The organism is Serratia sp. CY55921, assembly GCF_052167655.1.
GTDB lineage: Bacteria > Pseudomonadota > Gammaproteobacteria > Enterobacterales > Enterobacteriaceae > Serratia > Serratia ureilytica.
On sequence record NZ_JBJNMU010000001.1, the window covers coordinates 2,768,478 to 2,789,367 of the forward strand.

Below are 20,890 nucleotides of genomic sequence, written 5' to 3' on the forward strand. Positions count from 1 at the left end.
ACTGCGTGATTCCAACATAAAAACATAACCCTCTGTATCTCAATAAATATTTATTGCTCGATTAAGAAACAGAAAGCGTAACGAGGAAAAAAATCGCAATAATTTGTACATATTCTAAACATTGACTATGTTTAGACATACTATTTATATGCAGGAAAAAATACCGAATAAAAAATCAGACAGGCGCTTAAAAAATTAACACCACCTTGCTTACCGCGAGGAAGAAAAACTCTTTTCCAGCAATATTCCGAGGATATTTTATCTCCACGGAACGGGTCACTTTGCGTTTTATCAGGCCAATAGGCTACACACCGCAATTAATATCATTATTAGCATTCCGGAGACCGACAATGAAAATCGTTACGGGCATTATCCTTACCTCTGTAGCCGCCTTCAGCGGCGCGGCTTACGCTGCCGATGCACAACCTACCACCGGCAACGCGGAAGTGATGCTGGAACACGTGCACGCCGTGATGGAAAACGGCAGCCCGGCGCCGCAGCACGACGCCGCCTGCCAAAAAGAACTTTCCATGCCGGAATCGAAATATATGGGCATGAAGGTCAAAACCGATTACACCATCAACAGCAGCACTATGATGATGTCGGCCAAGTCGATGTTCCCATCGCCGGATTCCATGAAACCCATGGAGCTGACGGTCGATCTCTCTGCGCTGGGCCTGGCGGATATGTATGCCTTCGGCGCCTTTAAACCGGCTGCACTACCGCAGGCCTATATTTATTTCACCATCGACAAGGATTTTAAAAATCCGGTCAGCACCTTTATGATCATTAACCAAGGCAAGCAATATAACTGCGTGATCTCCAGCTCGAATAAAATGATGAGCAAAGAGATGCGCGGCAAGATGATGATGAAGAAACAGTAACGGAATAAAAAACGGCGCTTCCCGCAACAGGAAGCGCCGTCAAAAAAACCTTAAATCAGACCAGGATTGTATTTCTGGTTGAACTTCTCTTCCGATTGGAACAGATAAATAATGCCTTCGATAAAGCCGACAATCGATGGGATCCCCGTCCAGCAGAACAGCAGGTAGAACAGCCCCCACCACTTCATCCCCAGGTAAAACTTGTGAATGCCCAGTCCGCCCAGGAAGATGGCCAACAGGGCCGCCGCGAGCTTGTCTTTTCTGCTCATAGTTCACTTCTCCTAACTTCTCACCGAACCACCGGCATGCCTAAAAACGGATGCCGCTCCACAGAGCGCCGCATCGCAATGCTTGAGGAGGAAAACATTCATCCATCAAGGCTCAACAGGGGTAATTATAACAGCGATTAATTAAACGGTTGTTTAACCGGCGAAAGGATAAGCAGGGGGATGCATGGAAAGTGAGGCTACAGATACTCGGTTTCGGCTCAAAAAAACACGCACGCTCGCAGGAGCTCGTCGGCATAATAGATGAGCGAAAATTATCCCGCAGCCGTCATTGTAAGAGATAAGGTTAAAACAGATTTTCATTGCCTGATATCGGCATATCGTTATAATTTTTAGTTTCCCTGGTGAATGCCTGCAGACGATTAATAGCAGCTCACTTGCAGGTGTTCAAAAAATGATTATATCACGACGCTAAAGCCCATCACGTTGAGTATTATGCGCCGCAATCGCATTCGCCATCAGTGCATAATCCTTGATGACCCCTTGGTGACGACGCCCTGAGCAGAAAATAAAATCACAGCGTTGCTCATCTTCGATCAGTTTTTTTGCCAGATGCCTGACTCGCAATTTGGGTGTTGCATTAATTCTGGTCACCCGCCCTCTTTCAGTTTCATTACTTTGCGGATGAACCTTTTCTTCATACTCGCCAATCATCAGGGTTATTTTATTAACGCTTTCAGCTATTGTTAACTTGCCATCAGGAAGCAACGCCCCATTCCCCCACCAGATCGATGGACTGGCCGCTAGATAATTTTGAAACGCGTCAGGATGGTTCAACAGCGTATAAAGTACAAAATGCCCGCCATGTGAATGACCTGCCAGCGTTTGTTTGTCTGTATTGATTGAGTAGCGTGACTCAACCCAGGGCTTAACGCATGCGGTGATAAACTGATAAAATGCCGGCGCTCCGCCACCGTCAATAAACTCTTTATCATCAGAGGGAACCGTATAGTCGCGGGTTCTTGCTTTTAGTATATCCACCCCATCCTGATAGCCGATGCCCACATAAAGAATATTGTCGTTGTTTCTACTCTGATGGCGTTCGGTCAGCTTGGAGAATTGAGTATTGGCATCGAGAAAGTAAAGCGCTTTTAAATCGCCATGCGCTTGCTTGTCATGAGCAATAAAAACCCTATAACGTTGACCATTAAAGTTAAAGTCCTTCGTTCTTGAAATCAAACATCCACACATAACAACCTCACTTTATAAATAAGCCAGTGATTTAACATTGGCGATAATGTCTTTTCCCAGATAAAAAAAGACGGTGAGGTTCAACCGTAGCAACGTATTATTCTGCTTACGACGCTTGCTGGTTGTGTGAATGATTAAACAAACACGTTTGTATTATACCTTGCAGCATATTGCCACATAGCGATAAGCAGAAATATCAACCGCAAGCGTTGCAGACGCCAGTGCTGCGTATTTTTACAAGGAAGGCAGTGAAACTTGAAATGGTGCCGATAATAGGAGTCGAACCTACGACCTTCGCATTACGAATGCGCTGCTCTACCAACTGAGCTATATCGGCATCGAGCCGGGCCTGCGGGGCAAGCCGGAAGTGCGTTGAACAAGGTAGACCTGCGCGCGAAATGAGTCAATAGCCCGCCGGGGCGTTTGGTTGTTTTGCAAGCAACCAGACTGTCGTGCAGTCCCCCTTTTCCAAAAACAATCAGGGCGCAGCATGGTGCGCCCTGACCTCTTTATGACCGCAATGCGGCCTTAGCTACGCACCAGATCGTCGCCGTAGCCAATCCACTTGTAGGTGGTCAGCGCGTCCAGGCCCATCGGGCCGCGGGCGTGCAGTTTCTGGGTGCTCACCGCCACTTCAGCGCCCAAGCCGAACTGGCCGCCGTCGGTGAAGCGGGTGCTGGCGTTGACGTACACCGCCGAGGAGTCCACCGCGCGCACGAAGTGCTCGGCGCTGCTCAGCGAACGGGTGAGGATCGCGTCGGAATGGTTAGTGCCGTGGGTGCGGATGTGATCGATGGCCTGATCGATATCGTCCACCAGCAGCACGTTCAGATCCAGCGACAGCCATTCGTCGTCGTAATCCTCCGCGTTCACCGGCACCACCGTCGCCGGGCCGCCCTGCAGCAGCGGCAGCGCGTTTTCCGCCGCGTGCAGCGTCACGCCCGCCGCCGCCATTTTGGCGCTCAGCGCCGGCAGGAACTCGGCGGCGATGCTGCGGTTCACCAGCAGCGTCTCCAGCGAGTTACAGGCGCTCGGGCGCTGGATCTTGGCGTTTTCAATCACCGTCAGCGCCTTGTCGAAATCAACGTCGGCATCCACATAGGTATGGCACACGCCGATGCCGCCGGTGATCACCGGGATGGTCGATTGCTCGCGGCACAGCTTGTGTAGGCCGGCGCCGCCGCGCGGGATCAGCATGTCGACGTAGCGATCCAGGCGCAGCAGTTCGTTCACCAGCGCGCGATCCGGGCTGTCGATCGCCTGCACCGCCGCCGCCGGCAGGCCGCACTGTTCCAGCGCCTGCTGGATCACTTTCACAGTCGCCTGGTTGGTGTTGTGCGTCTCTTTACCGCCGCGCAGGATCACCGCGTTGCCGGTTTTCAGGCACAGGCTGGCGACGTCGATGGTGACGTTCGGCCGCGCCTCGTAAATCACGCCGATCACGCCGAGCGGCACCCGCCGGCGCTCCAGCTTCAGCCCGCTGTCCAGCAGGTTGCCGTCCAGCACGTGGCCGACCGGATCGTTCAGGCGGCATACCTGGCGCACGTCGTTGGCGATCGCCGCCAGCCGCGCCGGGGTCAGCAACAGGCGATCGAGCAGCGCTTCGCTCATGCCGGTGGCGCGCGCCTGCGCCATGTCTTGTTCGTTCGCCAGCAGGATCGCTTCGCTGTTGGCTTCCAGCCTGTCGGCCATCACCGACAGCACCTGATTCTTCTTCGCCGTGCTCAGCACCGCCAGCTGCCAGGAGGCCTGCTTGGCGGCCTTCCCCATCTGCTCCAGCATGCTCACTCCTTAACTGACAATCATATCGTCGCGGTGCACTGCCACCGGACCGTATTCATAACCGAGGATCTCGCTGATTTCCTGCGAGTGGTGCCCGGCGATCATGCGCATCGCGTCGCTGTTGTAGCGGCTGACGCCGTGCGCCAGATCGCGCCCCGCCAGGTTGCGAATGCGGATCACTTCGCCGCGCGAGAAGTCGCCCTTCACTTCGCGAATGCCCTTCGGCAGCAGCGAGCTGCCGCGCGCCATCATCGCTTCCACCGCGCCATCGTCGACGGTGATCTCACCGGCCGGCGGCGCGCCAAAGATCCAGCGCTTGCGGTTTTCCAGCGGGGTTTCCAGCGCGTGGAAACGGGTACCCACCGGTTTGCCTTCGATCACGTCCGCCACCACGCCCGGCTTGCTGCCGGCGGCGATCACCACGTCGATGCCGGCGCGGCAGGCCACGTCGGCCGCCTGCAGCTTGGTGCCCATGCCGCCGGTGCCCAGGCCGGAGACGCTGTCGCCGGCGATGGCGCGCAGCGCGTCGTCGATACCGTGCACTTCACGGATCAGTTCGGCCTGCGGGTTGTTGCGCGGATCGGCGGTGTAGAGGCCCTGCTGATCGGTCAGCAGCAGCAGTTTATCGGCCCCGGCCAGAATGGCCGCCAGCGCCGACAGGTTATCGTTGTCGCCCACCTTGATTTCGGCGGTGGCGACGGCGTCGTTCTCATTGATTACCGGCACGATGCGGTTGTCCAGCAGCGCCGTCATGGTGTCGCGCGCGTTGAGGAAGCGCTCGCGGTCTTCCAGATCGGCGCGCGTCAGCAGCATCTGCCCGACGTGGATGCCGTAAATGGAGAACAGCTGTTCCCACAGCTGGATCAGCCGGCTCTGCCCCACCGCCGCCAGCAGCTGCTTGGAAGCGATAGTGGCGGGCAGTTCGGGGTAGCCCAGGTGTTCGCGCCCGGCGGCGATGGCGCCGGAGGTGACGATGACGATGCGGTGGCCCGCGGCGTGTTGCTGCGCGCACTGGCGCACCAATTCGACGATGTGGGCGCGGTTCAGACGCAGCGAGCCGCCGGTCAACACGCTGGTGCCCAATTTCACAACCAATGTCTGGCTGCCGTTCATAGTATTTCTGCCGTGTGTAATGATGAGAAGAAGAGTGCAAAGGTCTTTGTAACAGGAGAGACGCGTTATGCCAACAGGCACAACGCGAAATCAGCACAATACGTGGTCAAACGGGGTCAGGCGGAGAGTTTGATCAGTTTTTCTTTGAAATCATCGGCGGGTTCCAGCCCCAGTTCCATGGTCGCCAGCAGTTCGCCCAGGCGGCGATGGAAGTCGCGCAGGGTGTCTTCCAGTTTGGCGTTCACTTCATCATCCTTAATGTTTTGCGTCGTCCAGTTGCCTTCCTTGTCGAACAGGCCGAATTGGTACGAATAGGTGAAGCGCGCCTCTTCCGCCTGCAGCTCCATCCACCAGCCCCAGAACTCACGCTTCTCCGGAGCGGGCTTTACATTGACGCAGACGGCCAAACAATCAAAGAAAAACCGGTCGTTCTCACATTGCCCTTCACGCAGGTACGGCCCCAAGCTGGCAAAACGTTTCATTAGTCGGCTTTTAGGGTGACCACTCGGTAACGTCATTCTCTAACCTCCTCAATGTAGACCACTCTTTTTAACAAATTGTTAAAATTTAGCAACTAATTAACGCATTTTATCCTTCAGCCAACCGGACATCTGCAGCAACGCCCGGTGGAAGCTGTCGTACACCGGGGTGCGCGGGATGGCGACCAGCTTGCCGCTCACCGAAGAGGTGACGATCAGCTGCGACTCCTCTTTCGGACTGAGCGTATCGCGCTCCCAGTAGCCGGAGATCATCGGCGTCGGGCAACGGCGCCCCAGCAGCCCCTGCATTTTCAGCGAGTAGCTGTTCAGCTCCACCTTCAGCACGTTGTCCGAGGCGTTAGCCATGCCCATGCGGCTGGCCAGCACGTCCATATACATGTCCGGCACGTTCAACTGGGTGCTGCTGTCGCACAGCAGGCGATGCACCACCGGCCCCAGGCAGGCTACGCCGCGTAGCCGCTGCGGCTCCAGATAGGCCAATCGCACCGCCACGTTGGCGCCGAAGCGGAAGCCGAAGGCGCTCACCCGCTGATGATCCACCCACGGCACCGAGGCCAGCTGGATCAGCACCTGCTGGTGCAGGTAGCTGGAGTCCTGCGTCAGCTTCCATTTGCACGAAGAACCGATCGACGGCATGTCGAGCGTCAGCATGGCGATGCCGTGCGGCGCCAGGTAGTCGCGGAACAGGCGATGATAGTCGGTCTGCAGCGTATCGAGGCTGCCGCACATCAGCACCGTCGGGAACGGCGCCTCGCCCTTCTCCGGCATGTGCAGGAAACCGGTGACGCTGCCGCCGCCTTCGATGCGGAACTCCAGCTCTTTCAGCTGATACGGCAGCAACAGCGCCGCCTCTTCGTAAGCGCGGTTGGCGAGCATCTCCGCCTGTTCGGCCAGCTCGTCGCCCTTCAGGTGCGGGTAACCGGCGATGCTGTACAGGCTCGCGGCCTTCAGCCAGTACTCGCCGCCGAGCAGCGGATCCTGCTGTTCCGTCGCCCGCTGCTGCCACTGCATGCCCTGATGGATCCACTCGTAGATCCAGTTGCCGTTGCGGTAGCCCACCACGGTATCCAGCCGCTGCGGATTGCTGCGCTCGGCGTCCGAGGCGGCGATGCGCGCCAGCACTTCGTGAATTTCGATCGGGCTGACGCCGCGCCAGGCCCACAGCAGCGGGTTCAGCATGCGGTACCAGCTACCGGTGGTGTCGCCCTCCAATGCGGAATGCATGGCGGCGCTCACTTTGTTGCGCGCGCGCAGCACCAGCGTCGAGGTTTCAGGGTGTTTGAATTTGGGCTTGAAAAGAATTTCAGAAAGGTTGGCCTGTGCCATGGTAACAACAGCCTCCGTAAATCTGGCGATAGGCCGCAAAAGGCCTACTTAACTGGAGGTAGTGTACCTAACTCTGGCGGGATAAACCAAGATAACGCAAACGCCCGGCATAACCGGGCGTTGACTTGGAACTGGCTGGACTTAGCGACCGCCGATCGGGGGAACGAAGCTGACGCCCATGTCCCACGGCTGTTCGATCCAGGTATCCTGCGGGATGTCGACTTCGTAGTCGTCCACCAGCGGACGGCCCGCCGGCTTGGCGAAGATGGTGACGAAATGCGCTTTCGGGTACATGTCGCGGATCGCTTTCGCGGTGCCGCCGGTATCCACCAGATCGTCCACCACGATGAAGCCTTCACCGTCGCCTTCGGCGCGCTTGAGCACTTTCATTTCGCGCTGGTTGTCATGGTCATAGCTGGAAATGCAGACGGTATCCACATAGCGGATGCCCAGCTCGCGCGCCAGCAGGCCCGCCGGCACCAGGCCGCCGCGGCTGACGGCAATGATGCCCGTCCATTTGTCGGCAGGCAGCAGGCGGTGCGCCAGCTTGCGTGCGTGTATTTGCAGCATATCCCAGGTAACAACGTATTTTTCGCTCATAGAATCGTGTCCCAGCCGGCTGGTGAAGCGGCTTACTTTATAGTTCAGGGGAAAAAAGGTTGCGCGAGATTATAGAGACTGGCCGCGTTGAATTCCAGCTGTACCGAGGAAAACCTCGCGATTTCCGCCGGGCGGCTTTTCGGTGATTGATGCTGAAAAAACGAGCGTTCCCGCCGCGAAGCCGTGTGATCAAGCGCTTAAACCGCACAATACGGGGCGCGCACCGCCGGAAATAAAGTGATATTCTCTGACGATCGTGCCACGACGCACAGATACCCGCTCACCTTAACCGCGCGGCACGCCCGTCCTGTCGGAGCTTGCCGTCACAGGAGACTTATAGTGTCTGAATTGTCTCAGCTTTCGCCACAGCCGCTGTGGGATATTTTCGCCAAGATCTGTTCTATCCCGCACCCTTCTTATCATGAAGAAGCGCTGGCGCAGCACATCCTCACCTGGGCCAAAGAAAAGAACCTGCACGCCGAGCGCGATCAGGTCGGCAATATCCTGCTGCGCAAACCGGCCACCAAAGGCATGGAAAATCGCAAGCCGGTGGCGCTGCAAGCGCACCTGGACATGGTGCCGCAAAAGAATAACGACACCGTGCACGACTTCGCCAAGGATCCGATCCAGCCTTATATCGCCGGCGAGTGGGTGAAAGCGCGCGGCACCACGCTGGGCGCCGATAACGGCATCGGCATGGCCTCCGCCCTGGCGGTGCTGGCCGACGACAGCGTTGAGCACGGCCCGCTGGAAGTCCTGCTGACCATGACCGAAGAAGCGGGGATGGACGGCGCCTTCGGGCTGCAGCCGAACTGGCTGCAGGCGGACATCCTGATCAATACCGATTCCGAAGAAGAAGGCGAAATCTACATGGGTTGCGCCGGCGGTATCGACTTCATCACGACCCTGCCGCTGCAGCGCGAAGCGGTGCCGGCCGGTTACCAAACCCTGAAGCTGACCCTCAAGGGCCTGAAAGGCGGCCATTCCGGCGCCGAGATCCACGTCGGGCTGGGCAACGCCAACAAACTGCTGGCGCGCTTCCTATTCGCCCATGCGGAGGCGCTGAACCTGCGCGTGCTGGACCTGAACGGCGGCACCCTGCGCAACGCCATCCCGCGTGAAGCCTCCGCGGTGGTAGCGGTGCCGGCAGAAAAAGCCGACGCGCTGAAAGCGCTGAGCCAAGAGTTCCTGGCCGTGCTGCAGAACGAACTCTCCGCCAAAGAGAAGAACATCACCGTGCTGCTGGAGCCGACCACCAGCGCTTCGCAGGCGCTGAGCGCCGACAGCCAGCAACGCTTCCTGGCGCTACTGAACGGCACGCCGAACGGCGTGATCCGCATGAGCGACGCGGTGAAAGGCGTGGTGGAAACCTCGCTGAACGTCGGCGTAGTCACCACCAGCGAAAACGAAGCGGAAATCATCTGCCTGATCCGCTCCCTGATCGACAGCGGCAAAGATTACGTTGTCGAGATGCTGACCGCGCTGGGCCAGCTGGCCGGCGCCAACGTGGCGCCGAAGGGGGGCTACCCGGGCTGGCAGCCGGACGCCGACTCGCCGGTGATGCACCTGGTGCGCGAGCTGTATCAGGAGCTGTTCAACAAGACGCCGAACATCATGGTGATCCACGCCGGTCTGGAATGCGGTCTGTTCAAAAAGCCGTATCCAAACATGGATATGGTATCGATCGGGCCAACCATCACCGGCCCGCACTCGCCGGATGAGCAAGTGCATATCGAAAGCGTCGGTCTGTACTGGAAGCTGCTGACCTCGCTGCTGAAAGCAATCCCTGAGCGCGCGTAATCTGCACGCTTAACGCAAAAAGCCGGCGACTCGCCGGCTTTTTTATTCCCAAGGCAGCGCCAGCTGCCGCTCCAGCTGCGGATCGAGCAGCGTCACATGCAACCCCACCAGCCGCACGCCGCGCCCTTCGCGCCGCTCGCGCCACGCCTGCCGCGCCACCTCCAGCAAATCCTGCCGGTTCAACACCGGGAAGACGTGCTCCTGGGTGGTTTGCTGAAAATCCTGAAACTTCAGCTTCACGCCCTGCCGGGCGATGTGCAGATCCGGCTTTACCTTGCGCAGCCGCATCTCCAGCTCGGGATAGAGTTTGTCGATAATCAGCGTTTCGCAGTCTTCCCAGTCGTGAATGTCTTCCGCCAGCGTGCGCTCCACCCCCACCGATTTGCGCAGCCGCTCCGCCGAGATTTCGCGCCGATCGATGCCCTGGCACCGCTCCCACAGCACCCGGCCGAATTTGCCGAAGCGCTTGAGCAGCTGCGCCAAATCGTATTGCTGCACGTCGGCGCAGGTGATGAGCCCCACTTCCTCCAGCCGTTTGGCGGTCACCTTGCCGACGCCGGGGATCTTGCTGAGCGGCAGCTGCTGCAAAAACGCCGGCACCTGCGCCGGCGTGATCACGTATTGCCCGTTCGGCTTGTTCATCTCGGAGGCGATTTTGGCGAGAAACTTGATCGGCGCGACGCCGGCCGACGCGGTCAGGTTCAGCTCGTCGGCGATCGCCTGACGGATTTCCTGGGCGATCAGCGTCGCCGAACCGTTGCATTGCGGGCTGTCGGTCACGTCGAGATAGGCTTCATCAAGCGACAGCGGCTCGATCAACGGGGTATAGCGGGCGAAGATTTCGCGGATGTGCAGCGAAGCCTCTTTATAGGCCGCCATGCGCCCCGGCAGCAGGGTGAGATGCGGACACAGCTTGAGCGCCATCGCCGTGGACATGGCGCTGTGTACGCCATAGCGCCGCGCCGGGTAGTTGGCGGTGCTGATCACCCCGCGCCGATCGGCGCTGCCGCCAATCGCCAACGGAATATCGCGCAGGCTGGGATCGTCGCGCATTTCCACCGCCGCGAAGAAGCAGTCCATATCGACATGAATGATTTTACGCATCGCACCCTCCAGTAACACTGTATAAGTATACAGTCAGATACCGAAAGCTCAAGGCCGCAGGGTTCGATGAAAGCGCCGTTTCCGCCAGATATTTCCGCGTTGTTAAAAAAGCTTAATTTTTCAATAGTATGATTTCCGCCATCCCGTGCGGCTCACCACAACGATAACGACAAGGTACCCTACATGATCAGATTTTCTCATTTGCTGCTGGCTTCCGCGCTGTCGCTGAGCGCGCTGGCGGCCAGCACCGCCGCCGGTCATGCGCCGGCGATCGTCGCCCACCGCGGCGGCACCGCCGATGCGCCGGAGAACACCCGCATCGCCATCGAAACCGCGCTGAAAAACGGCGCCGACGCCATCTGGATCACCCTGCAAGAATCCAAAGACGGCGTCATCGTGCTGTATCGCCCCTCGGATCTGAAAGCGTTGACCAACCGGCAGGGCCCGGTCTCTGCCTATACCGCCGCGCAGCTGGCCGAGACCGATGCCGGCTGGGCCTTCGCCAAGGGTGACGCCCACCCGTTCCGCGGCCAGGGCATCGGCATTCCGCGCCTCGACGACGTGCTGAAGGCGTTTCCGCACGTCACCTTTTATCTGGACATCAAATCCCCGGACGCCGATCCGGCGCAGTTTGGCCAGGCGCTGCTGGCGACGTTGCAAAGCACCGACAGCCTGAACCGCACCCGCGTCTACTCTACCGACGCCAAATACCTTCAGGCGCTGCCGCCGGCCATCCCGCGCTTTGAAAGCCGCGACGAGACCCGCACGCTGCTGGCCAACGTCACCATGGCGCACCAGTGCGACGTCAAACCGGACAACCAGCAGCCGCGCTGGTACGGGCTGGAGCTGAAGCGCGAGGTGGAGGTGGTAGAGAAATATACTCTCGGCGAAGGGCGTTCGAAGGCGTTTCTGACCTGGGATAAAGAGTCGATAGACTGTTTCCGCTCGCAGGGCCCGGCGCACATCATCCTGTTCGGGGTCAACTCGCCGCAGGAATATCAGCAGGCGCTGGCGCTGGGCGCCGACGGCGTGATGGTTAACTCCCCGGCCGAGGCGAAAAGCTTCCGCAAGGCGAAATAACAATAGAACACCGGAGAAAATCTGAGGAAATGGGGATACTCATGCTCCCCAATGAAGGGAATTTCTCCGGGATTTCACAATCAATCAATATTAATATTTTATTTATTATCAATTAAATATATTAAAAATAAAACGTATAGCCACATAATATTCGGTGCATAAATATCCTCTTCTCATAATGCGATCAACGTCTATTTTTCGAACAAAACATCACCATTAGTGACGGCAATACTCTAGGATCTGGCCATCTTTGGAAAGACGCCAACAATCAGTCTTTCTTAGACTTTTCTAAATAGCACCTCCACTCATCTAAATAGCTCTACGGGTATCAACATATGCTATGGCATCGGAGGGCTAGAGAATAATGGAATGCTTTAAAAGGAATTATATGTCGATAACTTTTAACAAACTTTGGGAAAAACATCCTCAAATCAATGGGGATGAGTATCCATGCCGCACTGTCCATGGTGATAAAGCCTTTGATGATCAGTGTGCTATACGCATCGGTGCAGCTTTGGTTCATTGTGGGTATGATGTCAGTAAATTGTCAGGCGTGAACTTTTGTTGGTTACACAAGAAAAGTGAGGGCCATATTTTGCGTGCTGAAGAACTGGCAAATGCTTTAGCACGAACACCGATACCGGGGCTAGGACGCATGGTAAAAGTCACACCCAACCAGTTTGAGCGGGTGCTGAAAGGCAAAACCGGCATTATCTTTTTTAAAGATTACTGGCAGCGAGGGAAAGAAAACTTTCGCAATCGCTCGGGAGATCATATAGATCTGTGGAACGGTTCTCGTTTAACCACACTATCGAGCTATTTTCGTATTCAATGGGGGCTTTCTTGGGATGGGCGTTTTAGCGATTTTTTTAAATCAAAAGAAGTCTGGTTCTGGCAGGTGATATGAAACGGATAGCAGCAATTATTGCCGGTGCGATAATAGGTATCGGCCTCATGCTCCTGGCTTTTCCCTTTCTCTCAGACTGGATTATTGGCCACGTTGAGGGCGAGGATCAGATGTCGGCTAACTTCGAGTTACTGGCGATTGGCCTGGTGTTGTGCTGTTTCGTGGGAGGTTCACTCGGCAACCTGGCCTATTCCAAAAGTAAATAACCCCTCATAAATGAATGCGTTGAACGCTGATGCCTTACATCGATACGAAAAGCTTCCGCAAGGCGAAATAAGTAACCGGCTACGGCATAAGGCGGTTCGACATCCCACCTTATGCCCGTATGGCTTTCAACATCCGTTAGCGAGCAGGAACTACCTGGATGAAGCCATTTTCATTGCGAACACTAAACCCAACGCCGAATAGCCGGGCGGCAGGCTCAAGGCCTTTATTTCGTTTATCCGGCGACAACAGCGTCACCGATACCCCGTAAGACTTCCCGTCTTCGAATTTATAATTATCGCCGGGAATGCACGTAGCCGCGGTGACCGCAGGCATCTCGTTATCCGTGAAGTGCTTGCCGAAGATAGCGTTGGCGTTGCCGATTTCTTCGATAATAACGCCGGCCAACCGCTCGTCCCCTTCAGGTTGAACCCGCACACAAACGTGGTTATCAACGACAGTGACGTTGGCCGCATAGTTTTTTGGCCTCGGATCGTTCATGTGCATGCAGCCGGCGAGCAGCAAAGTTAGCGTTCCAACCAAAATAATGCGGTTCATCCTGTTACCTCTGCTTAAGAAACTGAGAAAGCGTATATTCGTATTTTCTGGCGATCGTTTTATCCGTTACGCCCTGAAAATTCACGCCATTGTTAATCGCACCCAGCCAAACGTTCATGCGCCTTTCGGCAAGGCCTCAAATAAAAAACCCGGCCAAGGCCGGGTTTTCGCTACAGCTACAGAATGCGGTGCTTTTCCAACTGCTCGCGCCTCTGCGCCGCTTTGGCTTCGCGTTTTTTGCGCGCATCGCACGGCTCCGGGCAGTCGCAGACTTTCTCCATGCCCAGCGCGGTGATGCCGCCGCAGCTGCCCTGCAGGCTTTTGCGTTTGAACACATAGCCCAGCGACATGCCGCCGACGATCAGCAGAAACAACACGAAGGTAGCGGCGAATACCGTCAACATAGCAACCTCACGAACGCTTTTTCAGATAGGGCTTGAACGCGTCTGAATAACGCTCCTCAAAGCCGTCGGCGGTTTTCACGATCATGAACACCGGGATGCCGAGCAGGTTGGCCAGCGCCATGCCGCGCTCCGGCCCCATCACATTCAGGCCGGTGGACAGGCCGTCGGCGGTCATGCAGGTCGGGCTCAGCACAGTGATCGACACCAACCGATGATGGATTGGGCGCCCGGTGACCGGATCGATGGTGTGCGAATAGCGCATCCCGTCTTGCTCGAAGTAGTTGCGATAGTCACCCGAAGTGGCGATCGACATCTCCCCGGGTTGGATCACCAGCTGCGCCTGCTGCTGCGTACCGGCGGTCGGGCGCTCGATGGCGATGCGCCACGGCTTTTGTTCGCCGTTATGCCCGCGCGTGCGCACCTCGCCGCCGATATCCACCATGTAGTTCTTCACATGCCGGGACTGCAGATATTCCGCCACCACGTCCACGCCATACCCTTTGGCGATCGACGACAGATCGACGTACAGCTCAGGGATGCTTTTCACCAGCGCGCTGCCCTGCACCGACAGTTTGTCGGCGCCGGTCCAGGCGCGGCGATGCTCCAGCTCCGCCTCGCTCGGCACTTTGTCCGGCCGCCCTTCCGGGCCGAAGCCCCACAGGTTGACCAGCGGCCCGACGGTCACGTCCAGCGCGCCATCGGTGACGCGGTTGATGCGCAGCGCTTCGCGCACCACTTCGGCGGTGGCCGGCGAAACCGGGAACGGCCGGTCAATGTCGCGGCTGGCGTTGAAGCGGCTCAGCTCGGAATCCGGCCGGTAGGTGGACATCTGATCGTTCACCTGCTCCAGCCGTTTGTCGATCTCCGCCTGCATCTCGCGCGCCGACGGCGTATCTTCGCCGGTCACGTAACGGATCGAATACGAGGTGCCCATGGTTTTACCCGTCAGGTCCACCTGTTCCGGCCCGCAGCCGGTCAGCAGCAGGGTGGCGCTCAGCGCCACGCCCGTCAGCCAGTTCTTCATCGCCAATGCGCGCATTTAGCCACCAAAGTCATCCAGCATGATGTTTTCGTCTTCGACGCCCAGATCTTTGAGCATCTTGATCACCGCGGCGTTCATCATCGGCGGCCCGCACATGTAAAACTCGCAGTCCTCCGGCGCCGGGTGGTTCTTCAGGTAGTTCTCCAGCAGAACATTATGGATAAAGCCGGTGTAGCCGGTCCAGTTATCTTCCGGCTGCGGATCCGACAGCGCCACGTGCCAGGTGAAGTTTTCGTTCTCCGCCTGCAGCTGGTTGAAGTCGTCTTCATAGAACATCTCGCGCAGCGAACGCGCGCCGTACCAGAAGGTGATCTTGCGTTTCGAGTTCAAACGCTTGAGCTGATCGAAGATGTGCGAACGCATCGGCGCCATGCCCGCGCCGCCGCCGATAAAGATCATTTCGGCGTCGGTGTCCTTGGCGAAGAACTCGCCGAACGGCCCGGAGATGGTCACCTTGTCGCCCGGCTTCAGCGACCAGATATAGGAAGACATGATGCCCGGCGGCACGTCCGGATTGTTCGGCGGCGGCGTGGCAATACGCACGTTGAGCATGATGATGCCCTTCTCTTCCGGGTAGTTGGCCATCGAGTAGGCGCGCACCGTGGTGTCGTTCACCGTCGAACGGTAGCGGAACAGGTTGAACTTGTCCCAGTCGCCGCGATACTCCTGCGGCACGTCGAAGTCGGCGTAACTGATGTCGTGCGCCGGCGCTTCGATCTGGATGAAACCGCCCGCGCGGAACGGCACGTCTTCGCCATCGGGGATCTTCAGCTTCAGCTCTTTGATAAAGGTGGCTTTGTTATCGTTGGAGATAACCTCGCACTCCCATTTCTTCACGCCGAAGATCTCTTCCGGCAGCTCGATCTTCAGGTTCTGCTTCACGTTCACCTGGCACGCCAGGCGGCACCCTTCTTTCGCTTCGCGCTTGTTGATGTGCGAGAGCTCGGTCGGCAGGATATCGCCGCCGCCCTCTTTGATCACCACCCGGCACTGGCCGCAGGAGCCGCCGCCGCCGCAAGCCGAGGAGACGAAGATCCCCTGGCTGGAGAGCACGTTGAGCAGCTTGTCGCCCGCAGGCGCATGGAAGCTTTTATCCAGATCGCCATTGATTTCCACCGCGATGTCGCCGGTGTTCACCAGCTTCGATTTGGCGAACAGGATCAGCAACACCAGCACCATCACGATGGCGGTGAACATCGCTACGCCTAAAATAATTTCCATAAATTCTTCCCGCCTTTACAACTGAACACCGGAGAAGGACATGAAGCCCAGCGCCATCAGTCCGGTGGTGATAAAGGTAATGCCCAGACCGCGCAGCCCTGCCGGCACGTTGGCATACTTGAGTTTTTCGCGGATCCCCGCCATGGCGACGATCGCCAGCATCCAGCCGGTGCCGGAACCAAAGCCGTACACCACCGATTCGGCGAAGTTGTAGTCGCGCTGCACCATGAAGGACACGCCACCGAAGATGGCGCAGTTCACGGTGATGAGCGGCAGGAAGATGCCGAGCGCGTTATACAGCGACGGGAAGAAGCGATCGAGGATCATCTCCAATATCTGCACCAGCGCTGCGATCACGCCGATGAAGGTGATGAAGTTGAGGAAGCTCAGATCGACGCCTTCCACCAGCGCGCCGTCGCGCAGGATCAGGTTGTAGACCAGGTTATTCACCGGCACCGAAATGCCGAGCACGATGGTCACCGCGATACCCAGGCCAAAGGCGGTCGACACCTTCTTCGACACCGCCAGGAAAGTACACATCCCGAGGAAGAACGCCAGCGCCATGTTCTCGACGAACACCGCGCGCACAAACAGGCTGATATAGTGTTCCATCGGCCTTTACTCCTTTTCGATCTGCGCCGGCTTCAGGGTGCGCAGCACCCAGATCAGCAGGCCGATGATGAAGAACGCGCTCGGCGCCAGCAGGAACAGGCCGTTCGGCTGATACCAGCCGCCGTTCTGCACCGTTTCCAGCACCGGAACGCCGAACAGCTTGCCGGAGCCAATCAGCTCGCGCAGGAAACCGACCAGCACCAGGATCACCCCGTAACCCAGCCCGTTGCCGATGCCGTCCATAAAGCTCTCGATCGGCGGCGACTTCATGGCGTAGGCCTCGGCGCGCCCCATCACGATGCAGTTGGTGATGATAAGGCCGACGAACACCGACAGCTGCTTGGAGATCTCGAACGCATAGGCGCGCAACAGCTGATCGACCACGATCACCAGCGAGGCGATGATCGCCATCTGCACGATGATGCGCACGCTGTTGGGAATATGATGACGGATCAGCGAGATGAAGAAGCTGGAGAACGCGGTCACCAGCGTCACCGCAATGGTCATCACCACCGCCGTTTCCAGCTTGGTGGTCACCGCCAGCGCCGAACAGACGCCCAGCACCTGCAGGGCGATCGGGTTATTGTCGAACAGCGGCCCCAGCAGGACCCGCTTTATCTCTTTGGAATCAGCCATTTTTCAACGCTCCTTCACGAACTTTTTTCAGGAACGGGCCGAAGCCGTGCTCGCCCAACCAGAAATCAAACGTATGCTGCACGCCGTTGGAGGTCAGCGTGGCGCCGGACAGGCCATCCACCCCGTGTACGTCCCCCTGACGCGCGCCGCCTTTCACCACGCGGATCGCCGGCTGGCCGTTGTCGTCGAACAGCTGCTTGCCGACCCACTGCTGGCGCCAGGACGGGTTCTCGACCTCACCGCCCAGCCCCGGCGTTTCCCCCTGGTCGTAGTAGGTGATGCCCTTGACCGTGTTGCCGTCGTTATCCAATGCCACGAAGGCGTACATCATCGACCACAGACCGGTGCCGTATACCGGCAACACAATCTTGTTCACCTGGCCGCTTTCATCGCGCACCAGGTAGATTTCCGCCTGGTTGCTGCGGCGCTTGATGCCGGCCGGATCGTCGCCCGCGGGCAACGCCACGCTTTTGGCGTCGTCGCGCAGCGCGGCGCCCAGATCGAACGCCGCCGCCTTGCCGGCGACAAATTCGCCGCTGTTCAGATCCACCAGGCGCGGTTCGATGCGCTCGCTGTACAGGCGCTTGACCTGTTCGCTCTCCATTTTCGGCTGCAACAGGCCGGCTACGTCGAGAATATTGCGCTGCTTGTCGAGCAGCTTTTGCTCCTGCTGTTTGGACTTCAGGCCGACGGCGGAGCCCGCCACCACCACTGAACACACCAGACACAGCAGTAGCACTACCAGCAGCGTTTTACCGATGCCGTCGTTTTTCGCTTCATTCGCCACGGGCTTTTCTCCGCTTGATGTTGGCCTGCACCACCAGGTAATCGAACAGCGGCGCGAACAGGTTGGCGAACAGGATCGCCAGCATCATGCCTTCCGGATAGGCGGGGTTGACCACCCGGATCAGCACGCACATCACGCCGATCAGAATGCCGTACCACCATTTCCCCTTGTTGGTGAAGGAGGCGGAAACCGGGTCGGTCGCCATAAAGATCATGCCGAAGGCGAAGCCGCCCAGCACCAGATGCCAGTACCACGGCATGGCAAACATCGGATTGGTGTCCGAACCGATGGCGTTGAACAACAGGGCGGAAGCCACCATGCCGAGCATCACGCCGGCGACGATGCGCCAGGAGGCCACGCGGCCGAACAGGATAATCGCCCCGCCGATCAGGATCATCAGCGTGGAGACTTCACCGATGGAGCCGGGAATGTTGCCGAGGAAGGCGTCCAGCCAACTGATGGACTGGCCGGTGGCCACGTTGCTCAGGCTGTGCGCCCCGCCTGCGCTCCACTGCGCCAGCGGCGTCGCGCCGGAGAAACCGTCCGCGGAGGTCCACACCAAGTCACCGGAGATCTGCGCCGGATAGGCGAAGAACAGGAAGGCGCGGCCGGCCAGCGCCGGGTTGAGGAAGTTGCGCCCGGTGCCGCCGAAGATCTCTTTGGCCACCACTACGCCGAAGGTGATGCCCAGCGCGGCCTGCCACAGCGGCAGGGTCGGCGGCACGATCAGCGCGAACAGGATAGAAGTGACGAAGAAGCCTTCGTTGACCTCATGCTTGCGGATAATGGCGAACAGCACTTCCCAGAAGCCGCCGACGACGAACACCACGGCGTAGATCGGCAGGAAGTAACAGGCGCCCAGCACCATCTTGCTGACCCAGCCGGCGTCGGCCGCCAGCGAGGCGCCGAGCCACTGCGCCAGGCGATAATGCCAGTCGCCCGCCAGCACCTGTTGCAGCGCGTCGCCGCTGTACAGATGGTGCAGCGCCGGGATCGCCTGCTGGCCGACGTTGTACATGCCCCAGAACATCGCCGGGAACACCGCCAGCCACACCAGGATCATCATGCGTTTCAAATCGATGGCGTCGCGCACGTGCGAAGCGCCGCGCGTCACCGTGCCGGGGGTATAAAACACCGTGGTGGTCGCTTCATACAGCGGGTACCACTTTTCCAGTTTGCCGCCCGGCGTGAAGTGATGCTCTATCTTCTCAAAATAATTCTTCAGGCCCATCGGTTATCCTTCCTGCTCAATCTTGGTCAGCACCTCGCGCAGCACCGGCGCGTACTCATACTTGCCGGGGCAAACGAAGGTGCACAACGCCAGATCTTCCTCGTCCAGCTCCAGGCAGCCCAGCGCCTGCGCACTGTCGCTGTCGCCCGCCAGCAAATCGCGCAGCAGCAGCGTCGGCAAAATATCCAGCGGCATCACCCGCTCATAGTTGCCGATCGGCACCATGGCGCGTTCGCCGCCGTTAGTGGTGGTCGAGAAGGCGAACAGTTTGTTTTTCAGGAAGTGGCCCAGCGTGGTGCGGGTAATGGAGAACTTGTTCGGCGACGGCACGATCCAGCCGAACAGCTCTTTGTCGCGCCCTTCTTCCAGCACCGACACCTGCGAGTGGAAACGGCCCAGCCAGGCGTTCGGCCCGGCGGCCTGCATACCGTTCAGCACCGAACCGGAGATCACCCGGTTCTCGCCCTCTTTCAGGCGGCCGGCGGTCAGCTCATCGAGGCTGGCTCCCAGGCGGGTGCGCAGCAGCGTCGGCTGCGCCACCTGCGGCCCGGCCAGCGCCACGACCCGTTGGGTATCGAGCTTACCGGTGGTGAACAGGGTGCCGATGGCGATCGCGTCCTGGTAACCGATGTGCCAAACGGTTTTCTTCAGGCTGACCGGTTCAAGGAAGTGAATGTGGGTGCCCGCCAGCCCGGCGGGATGCGGGCCGGCAAATTCGCTGTAGGCGATCTGCGGGCCGCTCTGCTGGCCAACCGAGGCGCCGGCGGCGTGGCATACGTGTACCTTACCCGCCGTCAGACGCGCCAAGACCACCAGCCCGGCGTTGAACGCCGCCTGTTGTTCGGCGATGATCACCTGCGGATCGGCGGCCAACGGTTGGGTATCCATCGCGGTGACGAAAATGGCGCGCGGTTCGCTGCCGGGGCTTGGCGTTTTGCTGAACGGGCGGGTGCGCAGCGCGATCCACAGGCCGCTGGCGATCAGTTCGCTTTCGACCTGTTCGCGCGGCAGTTGGCTGAGTTCACCCAACGGATAATGCGCAAACTCGAGCTGATCGTCGCCGCCGTTTTCCAGCGCAATCACCACCGATTGCAAGACGCGCCGCTCGCCGCGGTTAATCGCGACGATGCGGCCGCTGGCGGGAGCCGTGAAGAAAACCCCGGGGTTTTTCTTATCTTCGAACAACGCCTGGCCTTTCTTAACGGTATCGCCTTCCTGCACCAGCATGGAGGGACGCATTCCGACATACTCTTCCCCAAGCAGGGCGACATGCTGAATGTTCGGGCCATCTTGGATCGCCTGAACCGGGGCTCCGGCTATCGGCAGATCTAACCCTTTTCTGATCTTAATCATAGGATTTATACGATGTAGTTTGGTTTACACGTCTGACCGGCCCCAGAGGCGGGTGCTGACGATGCCAGGATTGCCGGGCAGTGCGCACAACGGCACGCCCAACATGAACTTTCTCGCAGTGAAAAACTGGGGTAACGCGCATTCCCTTGAATCCCCCTTCCGTTGTTTGCGCGACAGTCGATGTGTTAACGGCATGTAGCCAAATAACCATCAAAACGGCCGGGTTATATGCAATAACTCTTGCCGCTTCAATCGCCACAGCGCGTTA

At 58.3% G+C, this 20,890-nt stretch carries 22 protein-coding genes and 1 tRNA gene; 5 read left to right on the plus strand and 18 right to left on the minus strand.

Features of this window, described 5'->3' with window-relative positions:
• Positions 1–350 precede the first annotated feature (350 nt).
• On the plus strand, positions 351–884 hold the full coding sequence (locus ACJ8M3_RS13475) for a hypothetical protein (protein ID WP_033641986.1): 534 nt from the start codon (positions 351–353) through the stop codon (positions 882–884).
• Between the two features lie 50 nt (positions 885–934).
• On the opposite strand, the gene ACJ8M3_RS13480 is transcribed toward ACJ8M3_RS13475, so the two are convergent.
• From ACJ8M3_RS13480 to gpt, 8 genes are all read right to left on the minus strand, one after another.
• A complete protein-coding gene (locus ACJ8M3_RS13480) occupies positions 935–1,153 on the minus strand; it encodes a TM2 domain-containing protein (RefSeq protein ID WP_033641985.1) in 219 nt (72 codons plus the stop codon).
• 429 nt (positions 1,154–1,582) lie between these two features.
• Positions 1,583–2,362, minus strand: a complete 780-nt coding sequence (locus ACJ8M3_RS13485) for an alpha/beta hydrolase (RefSeq protein ID WP_089196618.1) — start codon at positions 2,360–2,362, stop codon at positions 1,583–1,585.
• Positions 2,363–2,623: 261 nt separating this feature from the next.
• Positions 2,624–2,699, minus strand: a tRNA-Thr gene (locus ACJ8M3_RS13490).
• Between the two features lie 191 nt (positions 2,700–2,890).
• Entirely contained in the window at positions 2,891–4,144 is a 1,254-nt protein-coding gene (proA, locus tag ACJ8M3_RS13495; protein WP_015376739.1) for a glutamate-5-semialdehyde dehydrogenase, read from the minus strand.
• Positions 4,145–4,153: 9 nt separating this feature from the next.
• Positions 4,154–5,257, minus strand: a complete 1,104-nt coding sequence (gene proB / locus ACJ8M3_RS13500; protein WP_015376738.1) for a glutamate 5-kinase — start codon at positions 5,255–5,257, stop codon at positions 4,154–4,156.
• A gap of 116 nt (positions 5,258–5,373) precedes the next feature.
• A complete protein-coding gene (gene crl, locus ACJ8M3_RS13505; protein WP_033651027.1) occupies positions 5,374–5,775 on the minus strand; it encodes a sigma factor-binding protein Crl in 402 nt (133 codons plus the stop codon).
• Positions 5,776–5,835: 60 nt separating this feature from the next.
• Entirely contained in the window at positions 5,836–7,083 is a 1,248-nt protein-coding gene (gene frsA / locus ACJ8M3_RS13510; RefSeq protein ID WP_033637216.1) for an esterase FrsA, read from the minus strand.
• Positions 7,084–7,224: 141 nt separating this feature from the next.
• Positions 7,225–7,683, minus strand: a complete 459-nt coding sequence (gpt, locus tag ACJ8M3_RS13515; protein ID WP_033651025.1) for a xanthine phosphoribosyltransferase — start codon at positions 7,681–7,683, stop codon at positions 7,225–7,227.
• A gap of 339 nt (positions 7,684–8,022) precedes the next feature.
• Between gpt and pepD the strand changes: the two genes are divergently transcribed.
• A complete protein-coding gene (pepD, locus tag ACJ8M3_RS13520; RefSeq protein WP_046688291.1) occupies positions 8,023–9,483 on the plus strand; it encodes a beta-Ala-His dipeptidase in 1,461 nt (486 codons plus the stop codon).
• 42 nt (positions 9,484–9,525) lie between these two features.
• Here the strand turns inward: pepD and dinB are convergent, their stop codons facing one another.
• Positions 9,526–10,587, minus strand: coding sequence for a DNA polymerase IV (gene dinB, locus ACJ8M3_RS13525; RefSeq protein WP_033641978.1), 1,062 nt, complete (start codon positions 10,585–10,587; stop codon positions 9,526–9,528).
• Positions 10,588–10,770: 183 nt separating this feature from the next.
• Here dinB and ACJ8M3_RS13530 point away from each other — a divergent pair, with 183 nt between their 5' ends.
• The 3 genes from ACJ8M3_RS13530 to ACJ8M3_RS13540 all read left to right on the plus strand — a co-directional run bounded on the left by ACJ8M3_RS13530 (position 10,771) and on the right by ACJ8M3_RS13540 (position 12,780).
• Positions 10,771–11,667, plus strand: a complete 897-nt coding sequence (locus ACJ8M3_RS13530; RefSeq protein ID WP_089196617.1) for a glycerophosphodiester phosphodiesterase family protein — start codon at positions 10,771–10,773, stop codon at positions 11,665–11,667.
• Between the two features lie 388 nt (positions 11,668–12,055).
• A complete protein-coding gene (locus ACJ8M3_RS13535; RefSeq protein WP_072022492.1) occupies positions 12,056–12,574 on the plus strand; it encodes a type VI secretion system amidase effector protein Tae4 in 519 nt (172 codons plus the stop codon).
• Positions 12,571–12,780 (plus strand): hypothetical protein, encoded by a 210-nt coding sequence (locus ACJ8M3_RS13540; protein WP_033651022.1) that lies wholly within the window; start codon positions 12,571–12,573, stop codon positions 12,778–12,780. Before ACJ8M3_RS13535 ends, ACJ8M3_RS13540 begins: the two co-directional genes overlap by 4 nt.
• Positions 12,781–12,916: 136 nt before the next feature.
• Here ACJ8M3_RS13540 and ACJ8M3_RS13545 read toward each other — a convergent pair whose 3' ends face one another.
• The 9 genes from ACJ8M3_RS13545 to ACJ8M3_RS13585 form a co-directional block, all read right to left on the minus strand.
• A complete protein-coding gene (locus tag ACJ8M3_RS13545) occupies positions 12,917–13,336 on the minus strand; it encodes a putative T6SS immunity periplasmic lipoprotein (RefSeq protein ID WP_047572539.1) in 420 nt (139 codons plus the stop codon).
• A gap of 176 nt (positions 13,337–13,512) precedes the next feature.
• On the minus strand, positions 13,513–13,740 hold the full coding sequence (gene nqrM, locus ACJ8M3_RS13550) for a (Na+)-NQR maturation NqrM (RefSeq protein ID WP_016928987.1): 228 nt from the start codon (positions 13,738–13,740) through the stop codon (positions 13,513–13,515).
• 7 nt (positions 13,741–13,747) lie between these two features.
• On the minus strand, positions 13,748–14,779 hold the full coding sequence (locus tag ACJ8M3_RS13555; RefSeq protein WP_047572543.1) for an FAD:protein FMN transferase: 1,032 nt from the start codon (positions 14,777–14,779) through the stop codon (positions 13,748–13,750).
• Complete coding sequence (gene nqrF, locus ACJ8M3_RS13560) at positions 14,780–16,003, minus strand: NADH:ubiquinone reductase (Na(+)-transporting) subunit F (protein WP_033634097.1); 1,224 nt, start codon at positions 16,001–16,003, stop codon at positions 14,780–14,782.
• A 15-nt stretch (positions 16,004–16,018) separates the two neighbouring features.
• On the minus strand, positions 16,019–16,615 hold the full coding sequence (gene nqrE, locus ACJ8M3_RS13565) for an NADH:ubiquinone reductase (Na(+)-transporting) subunit E (protein WP_004930235.1): 597 nt from the start codon (positions 16,613–16,615) through the stop codon (positions 16,019–16,021).
• A gap of 6 nt (positions 16,616–16,621) precedes the next feature.
• Positions 16,622–17,251, minus strand: a complete 630-nt coding sequence (locus tag ACJ8M3_RS13570; RefSeq protein ID WP_004930232.1) for an NADH:ubiquinone reductase (Na(+)-transporting) subunit D — start codon at positions 17,249–17,251, stop codon at positions 16,622–16,624.
• On the minus strand, positions 17,244–18,038 hold the full coding sequence (locus ACJ8M3_RS13575; protein WP_033641975.1) for a Na(+)-translocating NADH-quinone reductase subunit C: 795 nt from the start codon (positions 18,036–18,038) through the stop codon (positions 17,244–17,246). The genes ACJ8M3_RS13570 and ACJ8M3_RS13575 overlap by 8 nt, the downstream gene beginning before the upstream one ends.
• Positions 18,028–19,269, minus strand: a complete 1,242-nt coding sequence (locus ACJ8M3_RS13580) for an NADH:ubiquinone reductase (Na(+)-transporting) subunit B (RefSeq protein ID WP_016928991.1) — start codon at positions 19,267–19,269, stop codon at positions 18,028–18,030. The genes ACJ8M3_RS13575 and ACJ8M3_RS13580 overlap by 11 nt, the downstream gene beginning before the upstream one ends.
• Positions 19,270–19,272: 3 nt before the next feature.
• Complete coding sequence (locus ACJ8M3_RS13585) at positions 19,273–20,622, minus strand: Na(+)-translocating NADH-quinone reductase subunit A (protein WP_089196616.1); 1,350 nt, start codon at positions 20,620–20,622, stop codon at positions 19,273–19,275.
• Positions 20,623–20,890 lie beyond the last annotated feature (268 nt).

Coding starts and splice junctions, on each gene's coding strand:
- ACJ8M3_RS13475 (WP_033641986.1), top strand. CDS start 351: ATGAAAATCGTTACGGGCATTATCCTTACCTCTGTAGCCGCCTTCAGC.
- ACJ8M3_RS13480 (WP_033641985.1), bottom strand. CDS start 1,153: ATGAGCAGAAAAGACAAGCTCGCGGCGGCCCTGTTGGCCATCTTCCTG.
- ACJ8M3_RS13485 (WP_089196618.1), bottom strand. CDS start 2,362: ATGTGTGGATGTTTGATTTCAAGAACGAAGGACTTTAACTTTAATGGT.
- proA (WP_015376739.1), bottom strand. CDS start 4,144: ATGCTGGAGCAGATGGGGAAGGCCGCCAAGCAGGCCTCCTGGCAGCTG.
- proB (WP_015376738.1), bottom strand. CDS start 5,257: ATGAACGGCAGCCAGACATTGGTTGTGAAATTGGGCACCAGCGTGTTG.
- crl (WP_033651027.1), bottom strand. CDS start 5,775: ATGACGTTACCGAGTGGTCACCCTAAAAGCCGACTAATGAAACGTTTT.
- frsA (WP_033637216.1), bottom strand. CDS start 7,083: ATGGCACAGGCCAACCTTTCTGAAATTCTTTTCAAGCCCAAATTCAAA.
- gpt (WP_033651025.1), bottom strand. CDS start 7,683: ATGAGCGAAAAATACGTTGTTACCTGGGATATGCTGCAAATACACGCA.
- dinB (WP_033641978.1), bottom strand. CDS start 10,587: ATGCGTAAAATCATTCATGTCGATATGGACTGCTTCTTCGCGGCGGTG.
- ACJ8M3_RS13530 (WP_089196617.1), top strand. CDS start 10,771: ATGATCAGATTTTCTCATTTGCTGCTGGCTTCCGCGCTGTCGCTGAGC.
- ACJ8M3_RS13535 (WP_072022492.1), top strand. CDS start 12,056: ATGTCGATAACTTTTAACAAACTTTGGGAAAAACATCCTCAAATCAAT.
- ACJ8M3_RS13540 (WP_033651022.1), top strand. CDS start 12,571: ATGAAACGGATAGCAGCAATTATTGCCGGTGCGATAATAGGTATCGGC.
- ACJ8M3_RS13545 (WP_047572539.1), bottom strand. CDS start 13,336: ATGAACCGCATTATTTTGGTTGGAACGCTAACTTTGCTGCTCGCCGGC.
- nqrM (WP_016928987.1), bottom strand. CDS start 13,740: ATGTTGACGGTATTCGCCGCTACCTTCGTGTTGTTTCTGCTGATCGTC.
- ACJ8M3_RS13555 (WP_047572543.1), bottom strand. CDS start 14,779: ATGCGCGCATTGGCGATGAAGAACTGGCTGACGGGCGTGGCGCTGAGC.
- nqrF (WP_033634097.1), bottom strand. CDS start 16,003: ATGGAAATTATTTTAGGCGTAGCGATGTTCACCGCCATCGTGATGGTG.
- nqrE (WP_004930235.1), bottom strand. CDS start 16,615: ATGGAACACTATATCAGCCTGTTTGTGCGCGCGGTGTTCGTCGAGAAC.
- ACJ8M3_RS13570 (WP_004930232.1), bottom strand. CDS start 17,251: ATGGCTGATTCCAAAGAGATAAAGCGGGTCCTGCTGGGGCCGCTGTTC.
- ACJ8M3_RS13580 (WP_016928991.1), bottom strand. CDS start 19,269: ATGGGCCTGAAGAATTATTTTGAGAAGATAGAGCATCACTTCACGCCG.
- ACJ8M3_RS13585 (WP_089196616.1), bottom strand. CDS start 20,622: ATGATTAAGATCAGAAAAGGGTTAGATCTGCCGATAGCCGGAGCCCCG.